The organism is Variovorax pasteuri (assembly GCF_051216435.1).
Lineage (GTDB): Bacteria > Pseudomonadota > Gammaproteobacteria > Burkholderiales > Burkholderiaceae_C > Variovorax.
Map to the genome: position 1 here is coordinate 862,002 of NZ_JBPJZS010000001.1, position 19,235 is coordinate 881,236.

The following is a 19,235-nucleotide window of genomic DNA, read 5'->3' on the forward strand; positions in this document are numbered from 1 at the left end:
GCGCGCCGGGCATGCGCATGGCCGGCATTCCGCAACTCGGCGACGTCCGCAGCGGCAAGCTCGCCGGCAACATCACCGCCTTCGGCCGGGCGCTGCGCCGCGCAGGCGTGCGCACCGACGCCATGCGCATCGCGCTGGCCGCCGAGGCCGCCATGCTGGTGGGCGTGGAAGACAAGCTCGACCTGGGCGCCGCGATGGAGGCCGTGATGGTCAGCCGCGAACAGGACCGCATGGTGTTCCGCGAGCTGTTCGATGCCTGGTTCCGCGACCCGGAGCTGGCCAACAAGCTGCTCGCCCAGATGCTCCCGAGCGCCGAAGGCAAGGCCGAGCCGTCGAAGCGCCGTCCGCGCGTGCGCGAGGCACTCACCGCGCCGCGCAACGCCGCCCGGCCCGCCGAGCCGGCCAAGCCCGACAAGGAAGTGGAGTTCGACGCCGCCATGACGGCGAGCGACCGCCAGCGTCTTCAGCATGCGGACTTCAACGCGCTCGGCGCGTCGGAGTACCGGCTGGTCGAGCGGCTGGCCCGTGACGTCACGTTGCCGATTCCCGCATTGCCGTCGCGCCGCCTGCGCCCCGCCGGCGACGCGGGCCGCCAGCATGTGCGCATGCATTGGCCTGGCGTGCTGCAGCAAGCGGCGCGCACCGGCGGCGAGATCCTGCGGCTGCCCCGGCTGGCCCGGCGCGAGCAGCCCCTGCCCCTGCTGGTGCTGGTCGATGTGTCGGGCTCGATGGAGCGCTATGCGCGGCTGCTGCTCGCCTTCCTGCATGCGGCGACGCGCCGCGCGGGCCGGCGCGACGTGTTCGCCTTCGGCACCCGCCTGACCGACCTGACCCCGGCCTTCCGGCTGGCCGACACCGACGCGATGCTGCTCGCGGCCGGGCTGGCCATCGACGACTTTGCCGGCGGCACCCGGCTGGGCGACTCGCTGGGCGAACTGCGCCGCGCCCACGCCCGTCGCCTGACCGGCCGCCGCACGCTGGTGCTGGTGATCAGCGACGGGCTCGACACCGGCGAACCCGCCGTGCTGGAACACGAACTGCTGTGGCTCAAGCGCCATTCGCGCCGGCTGCTGTGGCTCAACCCGCTGCTGCGGTTCGACGGCTACGCCCCTCTGGCCCGTGGGGCCAGCGTGCTGCACCGCCAGGCGGACGCGATGCTCGCGGTTCACAATCTCAGCGCACTGGAGCAACTGGCCGCGAGCCTGGCCGCCCTGATGCGGTCCGGCAGATAGCGCGCTGCCGGCAAGGACAAAAAAGGAACCCACCATGGAAATGCTCGGAAACCGCCGCCTCGGCGTCACGCAACAACAAGCCTGGGAAGCCCTCAACGACCCCGAAACGCTGAAGAAGTGCATCCCCGGCTGCGACAAGTTCGAGCTCACGGGCGAGAACACCTACAGCGTTGCGCTGGCGCTCAAGATCGGCCCGGTGTCGGCCAAGTTCAGCGGCAAGGTGATGCTGTCGGACATCGTGGCGCCCGATGGCTACAAGCTGACCTTCGAAGGGCAGGGCGGCGTGGCGGGCTTCGCCAAGGGGTCGTCGAGCGTCTCGCTCAAGCCGCTGGCCGATGCGGTGCCTGCCGATGCCGAGGCCGCCGATGCCGAGGCCGCCTCGACGCCGGGCGCCGGCTGCGAGCTCGACTACACCGTGCAGGCCCAGGTCGGCGGCAAGATCGCCCAGCTCGGCCAGCGCCTGATCGACGGCGCCGCCAAGTCGACCGCCGACGATTTCTTCAAGCGTTTCGACGCCGAGATGCAGAGCCGCTACGGCCCGCCGCCCGCGGCTGCCGAAGAGGCCGAAGCGCCGGCCGGGAAGGCCGGCATGATGTCCGGCCTCATGAAGAAGATCGGCCTGGGCAAGAAGGACAAGGACGGCGACCCGGACGCGCCCGCCACGCCCGGCGACGCGGCCTGAGGAAGCGACCCGCGCCATGGAAAACCTCGATGTCATGGTGTTGCGCACGCTGCGCGACTGGCGGCGTGCCGGCAAGCGCGCGCTGCTGACCACCGTGGTGCGCACCTGGGGCTCGTCGCCGCGGCCGGTGGGCTCGATCATGGCCCTGGCCGAAGACGGCGCCGTGGTCGGCTCGGTCTCCGGCGGCTGCATCGAGGACGACCTCATCGCCCGCTACAGCCATGCCCACGGCAAGGGCGAAGACGTGCCGCTGGGCGCGCCGCCCGCGCTCGTGAAGTACGGCATCACGGCCGACGAAGCGCATCGCTTCGGCCTGCCCTGCGGCGGCACGCTGGAGTTGCTGCTCGAGTACGCGCCCGACGCCGATGCGCTCGACCAGCTGGTGGCTCAGCTCGAACAGGGCAAGCTCATGAAGCGCACCGTGACGCTCGCCACCGGCACGGTGCAACTCGCGCAGGCGACGGCGCCCGACGAGCTCACCGTGAACGACACCGAGCTCACCAACACCTTCGGCCCCGAGTACCGCATGCTGCTGATCGGTGCCGGCCAACTGGCCGAATACCTCGCGACCATGGCCAAGTTCAGCGGCTTCGCCGTGACGCTGTGCGACCCGCGCGCCGAGTACCGCACCGCGTGGTCGCTGTCCGGCGTGCACATCACCACCGAGATGCCCGACGACGCGGTGCTGGCCTTCAGGCCCGATCGCCGCAGCTGCGTGGTGGCGCTCACGCACGATCCCAAGCTCGACGACCTCGCGCTGCTCGAAGCGCTGCAGAGCGAGGCCTTCTATGTGGGTGCCATCGGCTCGCGCCGCAATGCCGACGCGCGGCGCGACCGCATGATCGAGCACTTCGAGCAGACCGATGCGTCGCTCGCGCGCCTGCGCGGGCCCATCGGCATCTACATCGGCAGCAAGACGCCGCCGGAGATTGCGGTCAGTGTGATGGCGGAGATTCTTGCGGTGAAGAATGGGGTGACGCTGCCGCGCGAGGTCGAGGTGGCGCGCGCCAAGGAAATGCAGCAGCTGCAACCGAGCTGAGCGCGCAGCGCCTCAGCCTATCGGCCATCAGCCCATCAACCCGATTTGGCCTGCGGCGGTACGTCGCCGCCCTTTTGCCGCTCGCGGAACAGCGCCGCGCGCATCAGGAAGATGGTGGTGATGGGCGCTGTGAGCGCAATGAACAGCACGATCAGCACCGCGTGCAGGAACAGGCTGAAGCCCTGCACCGAGAAGTACACGATGGTGGCGATGGTCATGCACCACACGCCCACCGTCGCACCCAGCGTGGGCGCATGGATGCGGCGGAAGAAGGTGGGCAGCCGCACCAGCCCGAAGGAGCCGATGGCCGCAAAGGCGGCACCCAGCACGGCGAACACCGCGGTGATGATCTCAGCCCACAGGGGCAGCGGCCCCACGATGAAATCGTTCATTCGATCACCTCGCCGCGCAGCAGGAACTTGGCGATGGCCGTCGATCCCACGAAACCGAACAGCGCGATCAGCAAGGCCGCCTCGAAGTAGACGTTGCTCGCGTAGATGATGCCCAGCACCAGCATCATCAGCATGCCGTTGATGTAGAGGCAGTCCAGCGCCATCACGCGGTCTTGCGCGGTGGGCCCGATCAGCAGGCGCGAGAGCGCGCACAGCATGGCCACGGCCAGCAGGAAGAGCGCGAACTTCAGGGCCCAGAAAAGGATGGGTGTCATGACTCGAAGATCTCCATCAGGGGGCGTTCGTAGCGCTGCTTGATCTGTGCCACGAAGGCCGCTTCGTCGGCCAGGTCGAACACGTGGATCAGCAGCATGCTGCGGTCGAACGACACTTCGCCCCAGGCGGTGCCGGGCGTGAGGCACATGATCATCGCGAGCACGGCCAGGCCGTTGGGGTCGCGCATGTCCAGCGGAATCTGCACGAAGGCGGCCCGGATGTGCGAGGTGCGGCGGGTGAGCAGCAGCCGGGCCACGTCGTACGCCGACTTGAGCATGTCGTACGTCACCACGAGCGACAGCCGCAGCGCCACGCCGGGCCGGCGCATGCGCACGGTGGCGGGCCGCAGGCCCTTGGTGATGAGCGGCACCGCAATGGCCAGCACCACGGCCGACAGCAGCGTGGCGGCCTCCAGCGATTGCTCGAGCAGGATCCAGACGACGAACAGCGCGAAGGACAGCGGCGGGGAAGGAATCAGGCGCTTCATGGGGCCGGTGCTTCCTTCTTCACGGGGTTGGGAACCTGCTTGGCGCCGAGCACGGCGTTGCGGTACGCCGTGGGCGTTTTCAGGCCCTCGGCCGTGGCCTTGGCGTGCTGCATCACGGGCTCGGCCCACACGGTCAGCGCCACGCAGGCCGCGAGCAGCGCGGCCACCGGCAGCACCTCGAGCGCGGGCAGCGAGGGCATGGTGGCGTGGGGCTGCGTCCAGAAGTGGCGGATGCCGGTGCGGCTCAGCGCAACCAGCGACAGGAAGCCGGAGACGATCAGCAGCGCAAGAAAGGTCCAGCCGGCGATGCCGACCCCGCCGGTGCCGAGCAGGCCCGACAGCATCGCGAACTTGCCGACGAAGCCCGACAGCGGCGGCAACCCCGCGAGCAGCAGCGTGCAGCCCATGAAGCTCAGGCCCAGGAAGGCGACGCCCGCGGGAATCGCGCGGCCGTAGAGCGCCTGGGCCTCGTCGTCGAGGTTCACGTCGGAGAGCACCCGCAGGTCTTCGGTGAGGTAGGGCGCGTTGCCGGCCGCCTCGTGCGGCGCCACGCTCATGCCCGCGTTGCGCCAGCGTTCGATCATGTCGATCAGCAGGAAGAAGGCGCTCACCGCGAGCGTGGAACTCAGCAGGTAGTACAGCGCACCGGCCCACACGGCCGGCTGGCCCAGGCCGACCGCCGCGAGCAGGGTGCCGGCCGACACCAGCACGCTGAAGCCCGCCAGGTTGGAGAGCCGCTGCGTGCCGACGATGCCGATGGCGCCCACGAACAGCGTCGCCAGCCCGGTGCCGACCAGCGCCACCTGCCCGAAGGCGGCCGAGTCGCCGGTGTCGGGCGCGAACAGCACGGTCCACAGCCGCAGGATCGTGTAGATGCCCAGCTTGGTGAGCAGCGCAAACACCGCGCCCACCGGCGACACCGCCGCGCTGTACGCCGGTACCAGCCAGAAGTTGAGCGGCCACGCGCCCGCCTTGGCGAAGAAGGCCGTGGCGAGGATGGCCGCCGCCGCGTGCACCAGGCCGCGGTCGCCGGGCGAGAGCTCGGCGATGCGCACGCCCAGGTCGGCCATGTTCAGCGTGCCCGTCACGCCATAGAGGATGGCCGCGCCGATCAGGAACAGCGACGAGGCCGCCAGGTTGATCGCGATGTAGTGCAGCCCCGCCTGCACCCGCAGGCGCCCCGAGCCGTGCAGCAGGAGGCCGTAGGAGGCCGCGAGCATCACCTCGAAGAACACGAACAGGTTGAACAGGTCGCCGGTGAGGAAGGCGCCGTTCAGGCCCATCAGCTGCAGCTGCAGCAGCGGATGGAAGTGCACGCCCGCGCGGTCCCAGCGCGAGGTGGAATAGATCGACGCCGCAAACGCGATGACGCCCGTGAGCGCGACCATCATGGTCGAGAGCCGGTCGGCCACCAGCACGATGCCGAACGGCGCGCGCCAGTTGCCCGGCAGGTACACGCCGATGGAGCCCGGGCCGCCGCCGGTGTCGGCCGCGTTCACCCAGCGCAGCAGCGCCAGCGCGGCCAGCAGGCCGATCAGGCCCGAGACCACGCTCAGTGCCGACTTGGTGCGCCGCCGGTTCTCGCCCATCAGCAGCATGAGCGCGGCCGTGAGCATGGGCACGAGGATGGGCACCGCCACCAGGTGCGGCATGCTGAACTCGAGCAGTTCGTCCAGCAGGTGGAAGATTTCTTTCACTCCGCCTCCTGCCGTTCTTCACCGTCCACGTGGTCGGTGCCGGTAAGGCCGCGCGAGGCGAGCATCACCACCAGGAACAGCGCCGTCATGGCGAAGCCGATGACGATGGCCGTGAGCACCAGGGCCTGCGGCATCGGGTCGGCCGTGTTGGCCAGCGTGGCCGCGAAGCCCTTGATGAGCACCGGCTCGCTGTCGACCTTGAGCCGGCCCATGCTGAAGATGAAGAGATTCACCGCGTAGGAGATCAGCGTCAGGCCCATGATGACCTGGAAGGTGCGCGGGCGAAGCAGCATGTACACGCCCGAGCCGGTGAGCACGCCGATGGCGAGTGCGAGCACGATTTCCATCAGTGCGCTCCCTCCGCCGCTTCGGATGCGGCCTGGGCCTCTTTTTCGGCCTGCTCGTCGGCCCAGCGGTGGCTTCGCACCGATTGGTGGGCCAGGGCAGTCAGAATCAGCATGGTGGCACCGAGCACCAGCGCGAACACGCCGATGTCGAAGAACAGGGCACTGGGCACGTGCACTTCGCCGAGCAGCGGCAGGTGCAGGTGCGCGGTGTGCGTGGTCAGGAAGGGGTAGCCCATCGCGACTGCGCCGCCGCCGGTGGCCAGCGCCAGCAGCAGGCCGATGGCGATCCAGCGGCGCGGGTAGATGCGCAGGTGCTCTTCCACCCACTCGGTGCCCGACACGATGAACTGCAGCACCAGCGCCACCGACATCACCAGCCCCGCGACGAAGCCGCCGCCGGGCGCGTTGTGGCCGCGCATGAAGAAATACACCGACACCAGCACCGCCAGCGGCAGCAGCAGCCGCACCAGCACGGCCGGCACCATCAGGTAGCCGACGGCGGTGTCGGTGGCGCGACGCGGGTTCAGCAGGTCGCTGCTGCCGTCGTCGACCTGCAGGCGCTGCTGGACCGGCAGGGCCATCGACTCGATGGCGGGGCGAAAGCGCCGCAGCAGTGCATACACGGTGAGCGCCACGATGCCCAGCACGGTGATTTCGCCGAAGGTGTCGAAGCCGCGGAAGTCGACCAGCATCACGTTGACCACGTTGGTGCCGCCGCCTTCGGTGAGCGCGCGCTCCAGGAAGAAGGGCGAGATGCTCTGGGGGAAGGTGCGCGTCATCATGGCCCAGGCCATGGCCGCCATGCCGGCGCCGGCGATGCTCGCCACCAGCAGGTCGCGCCCGCGCCGACCCCAGGGGCGCAGCCGCGCGCGCGCGGGCTGAATGACGTCCTTGCTGCGCATCGGCAGCCAGCGCAGGCCCAGCAGAATCAGCACCGTGGTCACGGCTTCGACCACCAGCTGCGTGAGCGCGAGGTCGGGGGCGGAGAACCAGATGTAAGTGACGCACGACACCAGCCCCGCGCCCGAAGCGAGCATGAGCGCTGCGAGCCGGTGGAACTTGGCCTGCCAGGCGGCGGCCAGCGCGCAGGTGCCGCCGATGATCCAGGTCATGGCGAACATCGGCGAGAAGGGAAGCAGCTCGCGCGTGCCGGGTGCGGCGGGCGAGGTCCACAGCGACGCGGCGGCGCCGGCCACGGCCACGAGCACCAGCAGCAGCAACTGCCACTGCATGCGGCGCGTGCCGAACAGGCGGCGGCTGCGCCGTCCGGCTTCGCTCAGCAGCGCGAGCAGGTGCTCGAAGATGACCTGGCCGTCGAAGCGGTGCAGCAGCGGCGTGTTCTCCAGGCCGCCACGCGCGCGCTGGCGGCGCTGCAGCAGGTACAGCGCGCCGCCGCCCACCAGCGCCACGAAGCTCATCATGAGCGGCAGGTTGAAGCCGTGCCACACGGCCAGGCTGTACTCGGGCAGCGTGCCGCCGACCACCGGCGTGGCGGCAGCCGCGAGCAGCGGGCCGATGGACCAGGCCGGCGCCACGCCGACCACCAGGCACACCAGCACCAGCAGTTCGACCGGCACGCGCATCCAGTGCGGTGGCTCGTGCGGGTGCTTGGGCACGTCGTTGCCGCAGGGCGGGCCGAAGAACACATCGAACACGAAGCGCGCCGAGTACGCCACGCTGAAGATGCCCGCGATGGTGGCGATCACCGGCAGGCTGAAGTCGATCCAGGGCGTGGCCTGGATGAAGACCGTCTCGGCGAAGAACATTTCCTTCGACAGAAAGCCGTTGAGCAGCGGCACGCCAGCCATCGAGGCACTGGCGATGATGGCCAGCGTGCCGGTGATGGGCATGAGCCGCATCAGGCCGCTGAGCTTGCGGATGTCGCGCGTGCCGGTCTCGTGGTCGATGATGCCGGCCGCCATGAAAAGCGAGGCCTTGAAGGTCGCGTGGTTCATCACGTGGAACACGGCCGCCACGGCCGCGAGCGGGCTGTTCAGGCCCAGCAGCAGCGTGATGAGGCCGAGGTGCGAGATGGTCGAGTAGGCCAGCAGCGCCTTCAGGTCGCGCTGGAACATGGCGATGAAGCCGCCGAGCAGCAGCGTGATGGCCCCCGCGCCACCCACCAGCCAGAACCATTGCTCGGTGCCCGAGAGCACCGGCCACAGGCGCGCCATCAGGAACACGCCGAGCTTCACCATGGTGGCCGAGTGCAGGTAGGCCGAGACAGGCGTGGGCGCGGCCATGGCGCGCGGCAGCCAGAAGTGGAACGGGAACTGCGCGCTCTTGGTGAAGGCGCCCAGCAGCACCAGCACCAGCGCCACGGGGTAGAGCGCATGCGCGCGGATCAGGTCGCCCGAGGCCAGCACTTCGTCGAGGTCGTAGCTGCCGACGATGCGCCCGAGCACCAGCACGCCGGCCAGCAGGCACAGCCCGCCCGCACCGGTGACGGTGAGCGCCATGCGCGCCCCGCGCCGCGCGTCGCGCCGGTGGTGCCAGTAGCCGATCAGCAGGAACGAGAACAGGCTGGTGAGCTCCCAGAACAGCACCATCTGGACAAGGTTGCCCGAGAGCACCACGCCCATCATCGCGCCCATGAACGCGAGGAAGAACGAGAAGAAGCGCGGCACCGGGTCGGAGGCCGACATGTAGTAGCGCGCATAGAGCACCACCAGCGCGCCGATGCCCAGCACCAGCATGCAGAACAGCCATGCGAAGCCGTCCATGCGGAACACGAGGTTCAGGCCGAGGGCCGGCAGCCATTCGATTTCTTGCCGCAGCACATTGCCATGCGCGATCTGCGGGAAGAACCATGCGGCCTGGATGGCGCAGCCCAGCGCGACCAGCCCCGCGAGGGTCGACTCCCTGTTGCGCGCGTTGGACGGCATCAACGCGGCCAGCACGCTGGCGATAAAGGGGAGTGCGACGAGAAAGACCAGGGGCATTGGGGTTGATTCTATCGGCCGCCCCTATGGAAAGCCTTATCTATAACCGTAAGACATAAGGCTGTTTTCGGGGCATTCAGCTCGAGAAGGCCTGCACCGTTCGGATGCCGAGCCAGGTGAAAAAGAGCGATCCGCCGAGGTGGGCCATGGCCGTCAGCATGGCCACGCCGAGCCTGCCCTCCAGCAGCATGGTCGTGACCTCGGCCGAGAACGTCGAGAAGGTGGTGAGGCCGCCGAGGAACCCGGTCACCAGCGCCAGTCGCCAGACCGGATCGAGGTCCGGCAGCAGTTGGAAGGTGGCAATGACCACGCCGATGAGGTAGCCGCCGATCAGGTTGGCGGCGAGCGTGCCCCAGGGCATGAGGCCGCCGGCGCCGAACCAGAGGGCAAGGCCCCAGCGGGCCAGCGCGCCGATCGAGGCGCCCACGCAGATCGCAAGAATCGGAAGCAGCATGCGTCTATTGTCGGCGTGTTGTTCCGCGCCTCAGGGTGCCCGTGGCTGCAACTCTCCGCGGCCTTTCCCTGCCCGTGTCACATGTTCGCCGCATGTGCTTCGCGCATGAAAAAGCCGCCCGAAGGCGGCTTTGCGTTGCATCGATCCGGGTGGGATCAGCGCGGCATCAGGGCGGCATCAGGACTTGGGGGCCTTGGCTGCCTTGGCCTCCTTCGGCTTGGCGGATGCCGCGCCACCGAAGCTCTGGCCATTGACCGTGAGGCCCTCGGCCGACAGCTTCTCGGCGTTCTTTTCCTTCACGCCCTTCACGCGCTGCATGAAGTCGGGCCAGTCCTTGAACTCGCCTTCCTTGCGCGCATCGAGGATGCGCTTGGACATCGAGGGACCGACGCCCTTGATGCCGTCGAGGTCGGCGGCCGTGCCCTTGTTGACATCGACTGCGGCGAAAGAGGCGACCGCGAACAGCATGGCGGTAGCGGCCAGGATCTTCTTGAACATGATTTTTTACTCCCTGATTGGTTGATATGGCTGACAGCCGACAAGAACGTCGGCCCGCGCTCAACGGGAGCAGGAAACGGGGCGTTGACGCGCAAAAGCATATTCAGCGCCCACGTGACCATTGTTCAGAATCGTGATCGGAGTTCTCAGAGTTCTTCGACGCGGCGCGGCGGATAACTGTCCCAGGCCTGGCAGCCGGGGCAGTGCCAGAAGTACTGGTGCGCCTCGAAACCGCAGGCCGCACAGCGGTAGCGCATGAGCGGGCGGGTGGCCTGGTCGAGCGCGCGTTGCACCTGCGGGTGGAACTGTTCGTGCTCGAATTTTTCGCCGGCCAGCCAGCGCGATGCCGCGACCAGCGAGGGCTGTTGCGCCAGGTGCGCGATGTAGCCGTCGCGCGGGGTGGGCTGCGGGTCTTCGGCCGTGGCGGTCGGCGTGCCGCCGAGCGCGATCATCGATTCGAGCACGTCGATCGACGGCGACTCCACATAGCGCCGCTGCAGCAGTGCGAGGGCGTCGGCTTCGCGGTGCGCGGCCACGGCGGCCTGCTGCAGTGCGGCGGCGTAGAGCGGCAGCGCGAGCGGGGCGGTGCCGCTCAGCGCCACCAGCGTGTCGAAGGCCGCGGCCGCCTCGCCGTTGCGCAGTTGCAGGTTGGCCGTGTCGATGGCGGGGCGTGGTGCCTGCGGTGCGAGCGCGACGGCTTGCGCGAGCAACCCGGCCGCACCCGGCAGGTCGCCGGAGGCCACGCGCTCGGTCGCCTGCTCGCAGAGGTGGTGCGCGCGTCGCGTGCTGTAGCTGGCCTGGTCGGACTCGTCGAGCTTTTGCGCCACGTCGGCGGCCTGCATCCATTCGCGCGAGCGTTCGTAGATGGCCAGCAGCGAGAGCCGTGCCTCGTTCTCGTAGCGCGTGCCTTCGAGCTTCTGCAGCGCGGCCTCGGCCCGGTCGAGCAGGCCGGCGCGCAGGAAGTCTTGCGCCAGCGCGTGCTGGGCGCGTTCGCGGTCGCTGCGGCTCAGGTCGCCGCGTCCGAGCAGGTGCTCGTGCACGCGCACGGCGCGCTGGTACTCGCCGCGGCGGCGGAACAGGTTGCCGAGTGCGAAGTGAAGCTCCTGCGTGTCGGGGTCGTTCTGCACGGCCTCGATGAAGGCGTCGATGGCCTGGTCCTGCTGCTCGTTGAGCAGGAAGTTCAGGCCGCGAAAGTAGGCCTTGGGGGCCTGGCGGTTCTCGAGCTTGAGTTGCCGGATGTCGAAGCGCGATGCGAGCCAGCCCAGCACGAAGGCGACGGGCAGGCTGATCAGCAGCCAGCTGGGATCAAAGTCCATGTTGACGTACGGCGGGAAGGTCGGTGGCGGAAATGGAGGGCGCTGCGGCGGCAACCGCCGCGGCGGTCGGCGGCATCGGCATCTGGGCTTCGGGCGTCGCGGGCACCTGTGCCGCTGCGGCGCGGTGTTTCCACCAGCCGGGCAGCATGCCCAGCGCACCGACCACGAGCCCGCCGGCGAATGCCGCGAGCACCACGAGCACCAGCGGCGCGCGCCAGTAGGTGCCGAAGAAGAAGTAGACGGTCGCGTCCTGCTGGTTGTTCAGCGCGAAAGCGAAGAGCGTAAAAAAAATGGCTGCCTTGAGCAGCCACAGGAGGTATTTCATAGCTGTTCCCGTTGCCGGGAGCATTCTACGTTTGCAGGCATTTCGAATCGCCTGCGTGTCAGGCCTTGCGGGCCCTGGCTTCCTTGCCGGCATCGAGCTCCGCGGTCTTTGCATCGACCGCTTCGCGCAGCGCCTTGCCCGGTTTGAAGTGAGGCACCCGCTTCTCTGGAATCTGCACGCTCTCGCCCGAGCGCGGGTTGCGCCCGATGCGCGGCGGACGCCGGTTGACCGAGAAGCTGCCGAAGCCACGGATCTCGATGCGGTGTCCGCGCACCAGTGCGTCGCTCATCGCGTCGAGGATGGTCTTGACGGCGTATTCGGCATCGCGGTGCGTGAGCTGCGCAAAGCGCGCTGCAAGTTCTTCGACGAGGTCTGAGCGGGTCATGGGCCAAACACAAAAACGTGGACGAAAAAAAAGACAGAGCGGCCCCAAGGGCCTGCTCTGTCTTCGGACTCAGCTTACTTGTTGTCGCTGTTGTCGAGCTTGGCGCGCAGCAGGGCGCCCAGGCTCGTCGTGCCCGCGTTCTCGCGTGCCGACTGCTGGCTCAGGTTGGCCATGGCGCCTTGTTCGTCGACCATGTCCTTCTGCTTGATGGACAGCTGGATGTTGCGGGTCTTGCGATCCACATTCACGACGATGGCGGTGACTTCGTCGCCTTCCTTCAGCACGTTGCGGGCATCTTCGACGCGGTCGCGCGAGATTTCCGAAGCACGCAGGTAGCCGAGGATGTCCTCACCCAGGTCGATTTCAGCGCCACGGGCGTCCACGGTCTTGACCTTGCCGGTCACGATCTGGCCCTTGTCGTTCACGGTGGTGAAGGTGGTGAATGGGTCGCTGTCGAGCTGCTTGATGCCCAGGCTGATGCGTTCGCGGTCGACGTCCACAGCCAGCACGAGCGCTTCGACTTCCTGGCCCTTCTTGTAGTTGCGAACGGCGGTTTCGCCGGTTTCGTTCCACGAGAGGTCCGAGAGGTGAACCAGGCCGTCGATGCCGGCAGCCAGACCCACGAACACGCCGAAGTCGGTGATCGACTTGATCGGGCCCTTGACGCGGTCGCCGCGCTTGGTGTTTTGCGCGAACTCTTGCCACGGGTTGGCCTTGCACTGCTTCATGCCCAGGCTGATGCGGCGCTTGTCTTCGTCGATTTCGAGGACCATGACTTCGACTTCGTCGCCCAGCGAGACGATCTTGTTCGGAGCGATGTTCTTGTTGGTCCAGTCCATCTCGGACACGTGCACCAGGCCTTCGATGCCGGGTTCGAGTTCGACGAACGCGCCGTAGTCGGCAATGTTCGTGACCTTGCCGAACAGGCGGGTCGATTGCGGATAGCGGCGCGAAACGCCCATCCACGGGTCGTCACCCATTTGCTTCAGACCCAGCGAGACACGGTTCTTTTCGGTGTCGAACTTGAGGATCTTGGCGGTGATTTCCTGGCCGGCCTGAACGACTTCGCTCGGGTGGCGAACACGGCGCCATGCCATGTCGGTGATGTGCAGCAGGCCGTCGATGCCGCCGAGGTCCACGAACGCACCGTATTCGGTGATGTTCTTGACCACGCCGCGGACAACAGCGCCTTCCTTCAGGGTTTCCATCAGCTTGGCGCGTTCTTCGCCCATGCTGGCTTCGACCACGGCACGGCGCGACAGCACGACGTTGTTGCGCTTGCGGTCGAGCTTGATGACCTTGAATTCGAGGGTCTTGTTCTCGTACGGGGTCAGGTCCTTGATCGGACGCGTGTCGATCAGCGAGCCCGGCAGGAACGCGCGGATGCCGTTGACCAGAACGGTCAGGCCGCCCTTGACCTTGCCGCTGGTGGTGCCGGTGACGAAGTCGCCCGATTCCAGGGCCTTCTCCAGGGCGAGCCACGAAGCGAGACGTTTGGCGGTGTCGCGCGAGAGGATGGTGTCGCCGTAGCCGTTTTCAACGCTGCCGATGGCAACGGAAACGAAATCGCCGGCCTGGACTTCGAGTTCGCCCTTGTCGTTCTTGAACTCTTCGATCGGCACATACGCTTCGGACTTCAGACCGGCGTTGACGACGACGTGGTTGTGTTCGACACGCACGACTTCGGCCGTGATGACCTCGCCGGTGCGCATTTCGGAACGCTTCAGGGACTCTTCGAATAGGTCGGCAAAAGATTCAGACATTTATGGTTCCTTCCGTCAGGCAGGGTTGGCAGGCGCTCGTGCGAAATTGCGTGCGGCTGCTGTGGGTCTGTAGACGGCGGTTGGTTGGGCGTGAGCCCGGGTTCGTTGAACAACCAGAAGGCCAGTGCGCTGTCGCGCGAGAAGAGCCTGCTGGAGCGGTGTGCGCCAGCCGGAACACCCGGTTGGCGCGAGCCCTTCAAGCGGACTTGAAAGGCTGTACTTGCTGCCACCAGTTCAACACCGTATCGATCGATTGCTCGATGGACAGCTGGGAGTTGTCGAGGTGGCGCGCATCCTGCGCCGGCTTCAGAGGGGCGACGCTGCGGGAGGAGTCCCGGGCGTCACGTGCTTCCAAGTCGGAGCGAAGGCTGTCGAGTGTAGTCGAAATACCCTTTGAAATCAACTGCTTATGGCGCCGTTCGGCGCGCTCGGCGGCGCTGGCCGTGAGGAACACCTTGAGCGCCGCGTCGGGGAAGATGACGGTGCCCATGTCGCGGCCGTCGGCCACCAGGCCCGGCAGGCGGCGAAAGCGCTGCTGCAGGGCCAGAAGCGCGGCGCGCACGGCCGGCAGCGTGGAGACCCGCGAGGCGTCCATGCCGGCGGCTTCGGTACGGATGTCCTCGCTGACGTCCTCGCCGGCGAGCAGCACCTTGCCATCGGTGAACTGCAGGGGCAGGGCGGCCGCAAGGGTGGCGATCTCGGCTTCGTGCCGGGTGTCGGCGCTCAGCCCGGCGCGCCGCATGGCCAGGCCTGTCACGCGGTAGAGCGAGCCCGAGTCGAGGTAGTGATAGCCCAGCAGGCGCCCCACTTCGGCTGCAAGCGTTCCCTTGCCGGAGGCGGTCGGGCCGTCGATGCAGATCACCGGTACCTCGGTGGCTTCTGCTACCGAGAACAGGGTTTCGAAGTAGTCGGGGAAGGTCTTGGCGACACAGTGCGGTTCGAGGATGCGCACCGGCACGCCCGCCGGGTTGAACGCCGCCAGCGAGAAGCACATGGCCACCCGGTGGTCGTCGTAGGTGTGGATGGCTGCCGCCCGCCAGCCGGACTGGGCCAGCGGGTGCACGCGGATGAAGTCGGGCCCGGCCTCGACGGTGGCGCCGAGCTTCTTCAGTTCGTTGGCCATCGCGTCGATGCGGTCGGTTTCCTTCACCCGCCAGCTCGCAATGTTGCGCAGCGTGGTCGGGCCGTCCGCGTAGAGCGCCATCACGGCCAGCGTCATCGCGGCGTCGGGGATGTGGTTGGCGTCGATGTCGATCGCCTTCAACGGCCAGGCGCCGCGGCGCACTTCCAGCCAGTTCGGGCCGCTGTCGACCTGCGCGCCCATCTGGCGGGCCGCGTCGATGAAGCGGATATCGCCCTGGATCGAATCGATGCCCACGCCCTCGATGCGGATGCCAATTTTGCCGGATACGCCCGTCGCTATTGCACCAAGCGCTATGAAATAGCTAGCAGAAGAGGCGTCCGCTTCCACATGGATGTCGCCCGGCGAGCTGTAGCGGCTGCCGGCGGGAATGGTGAAGCGCTCCCAGCCGTCGCGCCGCACCCGGATGCCGAAGCGCGCCAGCAGGTTCAGCGTGATCTCGATGTAGGGCTTGGAGATGAGCTCGCCGACCACCTCGATCACGATGTCGCGCCCCGCCGGCACATCAGCACCGGGCGTGGGGGCAAGACTGCCCGACGCGAGCGGCAGCGCCAGCAGCAGCGCGGTCAGGAACTGGCTGGACACGTCGCCGCGCACGCGGATCGGCGCGTCGAGCGCCAGTTCGCCGTGGGGCATCGGGTGGATGCGCAGTGGCGGGTAGCCGGGGTTGCCGAGGTAGTCGATGCGGCAGCCGAGCTGCGTGAGCGCGTCGACGAGGTCGCCGATCGGGCGCTCGTGCATGCGCGGCACGCCGCTGAGCTCGAATTCGCCGCCCAGCAGCGACAGCGCCGCGGTCAGCGGACGCATGGCGGTGCCGGCGTTGCCGAGGAACAGCGGCAGCAGCGTGCCGCCGGGTTTCAGCTGGCCGCCGAGGCCGGTGATGCGAAGCGTGTTTCCGTCGGGGTCGATGCCGCAACCGAGCGCGCGCAGGGCGTCGAGCATCACGCGCGTGTCGTCGGAGTCGAGCAGGTCGTGAACCGTCGTGGTGCCGCTGGCCAGCGCGGCCAGCAGGAGCACGCGGTTGGAGATGCTCTTGGAGCCCGGCAGGCGCACCGCGCCGGCAGCGCCTGCCAGCGGCGGGAGGTCGAGGAAGGCCGTCGAGAACATGTCAGTTGTCCTGTTGCTGCGACGACGTGCCAGCGGCCGGCTTCCAGGCCGCGCGGGCCTTGCTGGCGGCGGCGATCGATTGCTCCAGCGCCTGCAGGTCGCCTGCGGTCATCAGCGCCTCGAGGTCTTCCAGCGCCTTGCGGAAGGCCTGCGACTGCTGCAGCACCTGTTCGCGGTTGGCCAGCAGCACGTCGCGCCACATGACCGGGTCGCTGGCGGCAATGCGCGAGAAGTCGCGAAAGCCCGGTCCTGCGAGGCTCAGGAAGCGGTCGCCCTGCGGCTGCGCGGCGATGGCGTTGGTATAGGCGAAGGCCAGCAGGTGCGGCAGGTGGCTCACGGCGGCGAAGGCGGCGTCGTGCTCCTCGTGCGTCATGGTGAGCACATGGGCGCCGATGCCGCTCCACACCTGCGAGGCGCGCTGCACGTTGGAGCGCAGCGTGGTCTTGACCGGTGTCAGCACGACCTGGCGGCCGGTGAAGAGCGAGGCTTCGGCATGCTCGATGCCCGCGACTTCCTTGCCGGCGATCGGATGGGCCGGCACGAAGTTCGCGAACTGCTTCTGCAGGCCGTTGCGTGCGGCCTCGATCACGTCGCCCTTGGTCGAGCCGACGTCCATCACCAGCGTGTCGGCCGAAATGCCGTGGCGGATCGCCTTGAACATGGCCTCCGAGGCCGCGACCGGCACGGCGAGCAGCACGAGGTCCGCCCCCGATACCGCCAGCAGCGCCGAGGGCGCCGCCACGTCGATCACGCCGAGCTGGCGTGCCCGCTCGGTGGTGGAGGGCGACTTGCTGTAGCCCACCACGCGCTTCACCAGCTTCGCGCGCTTGAGCGCGAGCGCAAAGGAGCCGCCCATCAGGCCGCAGCCGATCAGTCCCAGTTGTTCGAACATGCTGTCTGCCTGCCGCTCAGGCCTTGACGGGGTATGCGCCCAGCACCTTGTAGAAGGCGCACAGGCCGCGCAGCTCGGCCAGCGCCGCGGCCACATTGGGCTGCGAGGGGTGGCCGTCGAGGTCGATGTAGAAGTAGTACTCCCACTGGCCGGTGCGCGCGGGGCGCGACTCGAAGCGCGTCATCGACACGTTGTTGGCCTTCAGCGGCACCAGCAGGTCGTGCACCGCGCCCGGGCGGTTCGGCACCGAGACGATCAGGCTCGTGCAGTCGCGGCCTGAGGCCGGCGGCATGGCCAGCGTTTGCGGCAGGCAGATCACCGAGAAACGGGTGCGGTTGTAGGAGTCGTCCTGGATGGCGTGCGCCACGATGTGCAGGCCGAAGCGGGTGGCGGCACGTTCGCCTGCCAGCGCGGCCCAGGCCGGGTTGGTGGCCGCAAGGCGTGCACCTTCGGCGTTGCTCGACACGGCGCGCCGCTCGGCGTTGGGCAGGTGCTTGGACAGCCAGGTCTGGCACTGCGCCAGTGCCTGCGGGTGGGCCAGCACGGCCTCGACGCCTTCGAGCGAGTTGCTGCTGCGCAGCAGGTGGTGACGCACCAGCAGGCTGACTTCGCCGACGACATGGGTGGGCGAATGCAGGAACAGGTCGAGCGAACGGGTGACCACGCCTTCGGTCGAGTTCTCGACGCCGACCACGCCGTACTGGGCGCTGCCTGCCGCCGTGGCGTGGAACACCTCGTCGAAGCTGGCGCAATAGACCAAGTCGGCGGCGCCGCCGAAGTACTCGACGGCGGCCTGTTCGCAGAAGGTGCCTTCGGGGCCCAGCACGGCCACGCGCTGCGGCGACTCGAGCGCCAGGCAAGCCGACATGATTTCGCGCCAGATGGCTGCGACATGGAGGTCCTTGAGCGGACCGCCATTGCTCTTTTGCATCTTGTCGATGACCTGCGCCACACGGTCGGGGCGGAAGAACGGCGTGCCTTCGCGCTTCTTGACCTCGCCCACCAGTTCGGCGACGTGGGCCCGCTCGTTGAGAAGGCTGAGCAGTCTCTGGTCGAGCGAGTCGATCTGCACGCGCAGATCGGAAAGGCCTTCGGATTTATCGGCGGGAGCGCCGGACGAGGAGGGTGGTGTGGGTGCGGAATCGGTCATCGGTGCGAGCAACTGAGCGGGGCACGCGACTAGGCGTGCGATCGCTCGAATTCTCGCATGTAGCCCACGAGGGCCTGCACCCCTGCCAACGGCATGGCGTTGTAGATGCTCGCTCGCATGCCGCCGACCGACTTGTGGCCCTTGAGCTGGAGCAGCTCGGCCTTGCGCGCGCCGGCCAGGAAGGCCTCGTTGCGGGCCTCGTCGGCCAGGAAGAACGGCACATTCATGCGCGAACGGCAGCTCGGGTCGATGCGGTTGGCGTAGAAGTCGGAGCCGTCGATGAAGTCGTACAGCAGCTTCGCCTTGGCGATGTTGCGTTGCTCCATGGCAGCCACGCCCGTCAGGTCGCCTTCCTTCTGTGCAAGCAGCCACTGGAAAGTGAGCCCCGCCATGTAGATGCCCCAGGTCGGCGGGGTGTTGTACATGGAGTTGTTGTCGGCCACCGTCTTGTAGTTGAACGCGCTCGGGCAGATATCGAGCGCATGGCCCAGCAGGTCGTCGCGCACGACCACGATCGTCAGGCCGGCCGGACCGAGGTTCTTCTGTGCGCCGCCGAAGGCCAGGCCTACGCGGGACCAGTCGACGCTGCGGGAGGCCACGTGCGAAGAGAAATCGATGACCAGCGGGGCCGTGCTGCCAAGTCCGGCCAGGTCGGGCAACTGCTGGAATTCGATGCCGTTGATGGTCTCGTTGGAGCACACGTGAACGTACGAGGCGTCCTTCGACAGCTGCCAGGTCGCGGGATCGGGCAGCTTCGTGTGCTGGTTGTCGGCGTTTGTCGCGACCACGCGTGCCGTGCAGTAGCGCTGCGCTTCCTTGTGCGACTTGGCGCTCCAGCTGCCGGTGATGACGAAATCGGCGGCTTTGCCGCGCGACAGGTTCAACGGGACGATGGCGTTTTCGCCCAGCCCGCCACCCTGCATGAACAGGATGTGGAAATTAGAGGGAATGGCCAGCAGCGTGCGGATGTCGGCTTCGGCCTGGGTGCAGATCGCACCGAATTCCTTGCCGCGATGGCTCATCTCCATCACGCTCATGCCGCTGCCCTGCCAGTCGAGCATGTCGGCGGCGGCGCGTTGCAGCACCGCCTCCGGCATGGCAGCCGGACCG

General features: G+C 67.9%; 19 protein-coding genes. 3 read left to right on the top strand and 16 right to left on the bottom strand.

Annotated elements, in window-relative coordinates:
• Positions 1-17 precede the first annotated feature (17 nt).
• Genes ACSFBM_RS03985 through ACSFBM_RS03995 form a run of 3 tightly spaced genes read left to right on the top strand, consistent with a single transcriptional unit; the run spans position 18 to position 2,953 of the window.
• Positions 18-1,232 carry a vWA domain-containing protein gene (locus tag ACSFBM_RS03985; RefSeq protein WP_435483718.1) on the top strand — a complete coding sequence of 405 codons (1,215 nt, stop codon included), beginning with the start codon at positions 18-20 and terminating at the stop codon, positions 1,230-1,232.
• A gap of 34 nt (positions 1,233-1,266) precedes the next feature.
• Positions 1,267-1,914 carry an SRPBCC family protein gene (locus ACSFBM_RS03990; RefSeq protein WP_435483238.1) on the top strand — a complete coding sequence of 216 codons (648 nt, stop codon included), beginning with the start codon at positions 1,267-1,269 and terminating at the stop codon, positions 1,912-1,914.
• Between the two features lie 16 nt (positions 1,915-1,930).
• The gene (locus ACSFBM_RS03995; protein ID WP_435483239.1) at positions 1,931-2,953 is read left to right on the top strand and encodes an XdhC family protein; all 1,023 of its coding nucleotides are present in this window, start codon (positions 1,931-1,933) and stop codon (positions 2,951-2,953) included.
• Between the two features lie 35 nt (positions 2,954-2,988).
• On the opposite strand, the gene mnhG is transcribed toward ACSFBM_RS03995, so the two are convergent.
• From mnhG to serC, 16 genes are all read right to left on the bottom strand, one after another.
• The gene (gene mnhG / locus ACSFBM_RS04000) at positions 2,989-3,345 is read right to left on the bottom strand and encodes a monovalent cation/H(+) antiporter subunit G (RefSeq protein ID WP_116908112.1); all 357 of its coding nucleotides are present in this window, start codon (positions 3,343-3,345) and stop codon (positions 2,989-2,991) included.
• On the bottom strand, positions 3,342-3,620 hold the full coding sequence (locus ACSFBM_RS04005; protein ID WP_435435442.1) for a K+/H+ antiporter subunit F: 279 nt from the start codon (positions 3,618-3,620) through the stop codon (positions 3,342-3,344). Before ACSFBM_RS04005 ends, mnhG begins: the two co-directional genes overlap by 4 nt.
• Positions 3,617-4,108, bottom strand: a complete 492-nt coding sequence (locus tag ACSFBM_RS04010; protein ID WP_435483240.1) for a Na+/H+ antiporter subunit E — start codon at positions 4,106-4,108, stop codon at positions 3,617-3,619. The genes ACSFBM_RS04005 and ACSFBM_RS04010 overlap by 4 nt, the downstream gene beginning before the upstream one ends.
• The gene (locus tag ACSFBM_RS04015) at positions 4,105-5,760 is read right to left on the bottom strand and encodes a monovalent cation/H+ antiporter subunit D (RefSeq protein WP_435483719.1); all 1,656 of its coding nucleotides are present in this window, start codon (positions 5,758-5,760) and stop codon (positions 4,105-4,107) included. Before ACSFBM_RS04015 ends, ACSFBM_RS04010 begins: the two co-directional genes overlap by 4 nt.
• 41 nt (positions 5,761-5,801) lie before the next feature.
• Positions 5,802-6,152 carry a Na+/H+ antiporter subunit C gene (locus ACSFBM_RS04020; RefSeq protein WP_435483241.1) on the bottom strand — a complete coding sequence of 117 codons (351 nt, stop codon included), beginning with the start codon at positions 6,150-6,152 and terminating at the stop codon, positions 5,802-5,804.
• A complete protein-coding gene (locus tag ACSFBM_RS04025) occupies positions 6,152-9,094 on the bottom strand; it encodes a monovalent cation/H+ antiporter subunit A (protein ID WP_435483242.1) in 2,943 nt (980 codons plus the stop codon). Before ACSFBM_RS04025 ends, ACSFBM_RS04020 begins: the two co-directional genes overlap by 1 nt.
• A 76-nt stretch (positions 9,095-9,170) precedes the next feature.
• Positions 9,171-9,548, bottom strand: coding sequence for a fluoride efflux transporter CrcB (crcB, locus tag ACSFBM_RS04030; protein ID WP_435483243.1), 378 nt, complete (start codon positions 9,546-9,548; stop codon positions 9,171-9,173).
• Between the two features lie 177 nt (positions 9,549-9,725).
• Complete coding sequence (locus ACSFBM_RS04035; protein WP_435483244.1) at positions 9,726-10,046, bottom strand: ComEA family DNA-binding protein; 321 nt, start codon at positions 10,044-10,046, stop codon at positions 9,726-9,728.
• A 146-nt stretch (positions 10,047-10,192) separates the two neighbouring features.
• Positions 10,193-11,362, bottom strand: coding sequence for a lipopolysaccharide assembly protein LapB (gene lapB / locus ACSFBM_RS04040; RefSeq protein WP_435483245.1), 1,170 nt, complete (start codon positions 11,360-11,362; stop codon positions 10,193-10,195).
• Positions 11,352-11,687, bottom strand: coding sequence for a LapA family protein (locus ACSFBM_RS04045; RefSeq protein WP_435435449.1), 336 nt, complete (start codon positions 11,685-11,687; stop codon positions 11,352-11,354). Before ACSFBM_RS04045 ends, lapB begins: the two co-directional genes overlap by 11 nt.
• Before the next feature lie 58 nt (positions 11,688-11,745).
• Positions 11,746-12,072, bottom strand: a complete 327-nt coding sequence (locus ACSFBM_RS04050; RefSeq protein WP_108134806.1) for an integration host factor subunit beta — start codon at positions 12,070-12,072, stop codon at positions 11,746-11,748.
• A 74-nt stretch (positions 12,073-12,146) separates the two neighbouring features.
• Complete coding sequence (rpsA, locus tag ACSFBM_RS04055) at positions 12,147-13,835, bottom strand: 30S ribosomal protein S1 (RefSeq protein ID WP_187108569.1); 1,689 nt, start codon at positions 13,833-13,835, stop codon at positions 12,147-12,149.
• Positions 13,836-14,031: 196 nt separating this feature from the next.
• On the bottom strand, positions 14,032-16,083 hold the full coding sequence (locus ACSFBM_RS04060) for a bifunctional 3-phosphoshikimate 1-carboxyvinyltransferase/cytidylate kinase (RefSeq protein WP_435483246.1): 2,052 nt from the start codon (positions 16,081-16,083) through the stop codon (positions 14,032-14,034).
• Position 16,084: 1 nt separating this feature from the next.
• Complete coding sequence (locus tag ACSFBM_RS04065; protein WP_435483247.1) at positions 16,085-16,975, bottom strand: prephenate dehydrogenase; 891 nt, start codon at positions 16,973-16,975, stop codon at positions 16,085-16,087.
• A gap of 16 nt (positions 16,976-16,991) precedes the next feature.
• The gene (gene pheA / locus ACSFBM_RS04070) at positions 16,992-18,125 is read right to left on the bottom strand and encodes a prephenate dehydratase (protein ID WP_435483248.1); all 1,134 of its coding nucleotides are present in this window, start codon (positions 18,123-18,125) and stop codon (positions 16,992-16,994) included.
• 29 nt (positions 18,126-18,154) lie between these two features.
• Complete coding sequence (serC, locus tag ACSFBM_RS04075) at positions 18,155-19,222, bottom strand: 3-phosphoserine/phosphohydroxythreonine transaminase (protein ID WP_435483720.1); 1,068 nt, start codon at positions 19,220-19,222, stop codon at positions 18,155-18,157.
• Between the last annotated feature and the right edge of the window lie 13 nt (positions 19,223-19,235).

What these genes read in the sequence shown, in the direction of transcription:
- ACSFBM_RS04025 (WP_435483242.1), bottom strand. Translation starts at nt 9,094, where the DNA reads ATGCCCCTGGTCTTTCTCGTCGCACTCCCCTTTATCGCCAGCGTGCTG.
- ACSFBM_RS04020 (WP_435483241.1), bottom strand. Translation starts at nt 6,152, where the DNA reads ATGGAAATCGTGCTCGCACTCGCCATCGGCGTGCTCACCGGCTCGGGC.
- serC (WP_435483720.1), bottom strand. Translation starts at nt 19,222, where the DNA reads ATGCCGGAGGCGGTGCTGCAACGCGCCGCCGCCGACATGCTCGACTGG.
- ACSFBM_RS03985 (WP_435483718.1), top strand. Translation starts at nt 18, where the DNA reads ATGGCCGGCATTCCGCAACTCGGCGACGTCCGCAGCGGCAAGCTCGCC.
- ACSFBM_RS04045 (WP_435435449.1), bottom strand. Translation starts at nt 11,687, where the DNA reads ATGAAATACCTCCTGTGGCTGCTCAAGGCAGCCATTTTTTTTACGCTC.
- ACSFBM_RS04060 (WP_435483246.1), bottom strand. Translation starts at nt 16,083, where the DNA reads ATGTTCTCGACGGCCTTCCTCGACCTCCCGCCGCTGGCAGGCGCTGCC.
- ACSFBM_RS04005 (WP_435435442.1), bottom strand. Translation starts at nt 3,620, where the DNA reads ATGACACCCATCCTTTTCTGGGCCCTGAAGTTCGCGCTCTTCCTGCTG.
- mnhG (WP_116908112.1), bottom strand. Translation starts at nt 3,345, where the DNA reads ATGAACGATTTCATCGTGGGGCCGCTGCCCCTGTGGGCTGAGATCATC.
- crcB (WP_435483243.1), bottom strand. Translation starts at nt 9,548, where the DNA reads ATGCTGCTTCCGATTCTTGCGATCTGCGTGGGCGCCTCGATCGGCGCG.
- pheA (WP_435483248.1), bottom strand. Translation starts at nt 18,125, where the DNA reads ATGACCGATTCCGCACCCACACCACCCTCCTCGTCCGGCGCTCCCGCC.
- ACSFBM_RS04035 (WP_435483244.1), bottom strand. Translation starts at nt 10,046, where the DNA reads ATGTTCAAGAAGATCCTGGCCGCTACCGCCATGCTGTTCGCGGTCGCC.
- ACSFBM_RS04050 (WP_108134806.1), bottom strand. Translation starts at nt 12,072, where the DNA reads ATGACCCGCTCAGACCTCGTCGAAGAACTTGCAGCGCGCTTTGCGCAG.
- lapB (WP_435483245.1), bottom strand. Translation starts at nt 11,362, where the DNA reads ATGGACTTTGATCCCAGCTGGCTGCTGATCAGCCTGCCCGTCGCCTTC.
- ACSFBM_RS03990 (WP_435483238.1), top strand. Translation starts at nt 1,267, where the DNA reads ATGGAAATGCTCGGAAACCGCCGCCTCGGCGTCACGCAACAACAAGCC.
- ACSFBM_RS04065 (WP_435483247.1), bottom strand. Translation starts at nt 16,975, where the DNA reads ATGTTCGAACAACTGGGACTGATCGGCTGCGGCCTGATGGGCGGCTCC.
- ACSFBM_RS03995 (WP_435483239.1), top strand. Translation starts at nt 1,931, where the DNA reads ATGGAAAACCTCGATGTCATGGTGTTGCGCACGCTGCGCGACTGGCGG.
- ACSFBM_RS04010 (WP_435483240.1), bottom strand. Translation starts at nt 4,108, where the DNA reads ATGAAGCGCCTGATTCCTTCCCCGCCGCTGTCCTTCGCGCTGTTCGTC.
- rpsA (WP_187108569.1), bottom strand. Translation starts at nt 13,835, where the DNA reads ATGTCTGAATCTTTTGCCGACCTATTCGAAGAGTCCCTGAAGCGTTCC.
- ACSFBM_RS04015 (WP_435483719.1), bottom strand. Translation starts at nt 5,760, where the DNA reads ATGCCGCACCTGGTGGCGGTGCCCATCCTCGTGCCCATGCTCACGGCC.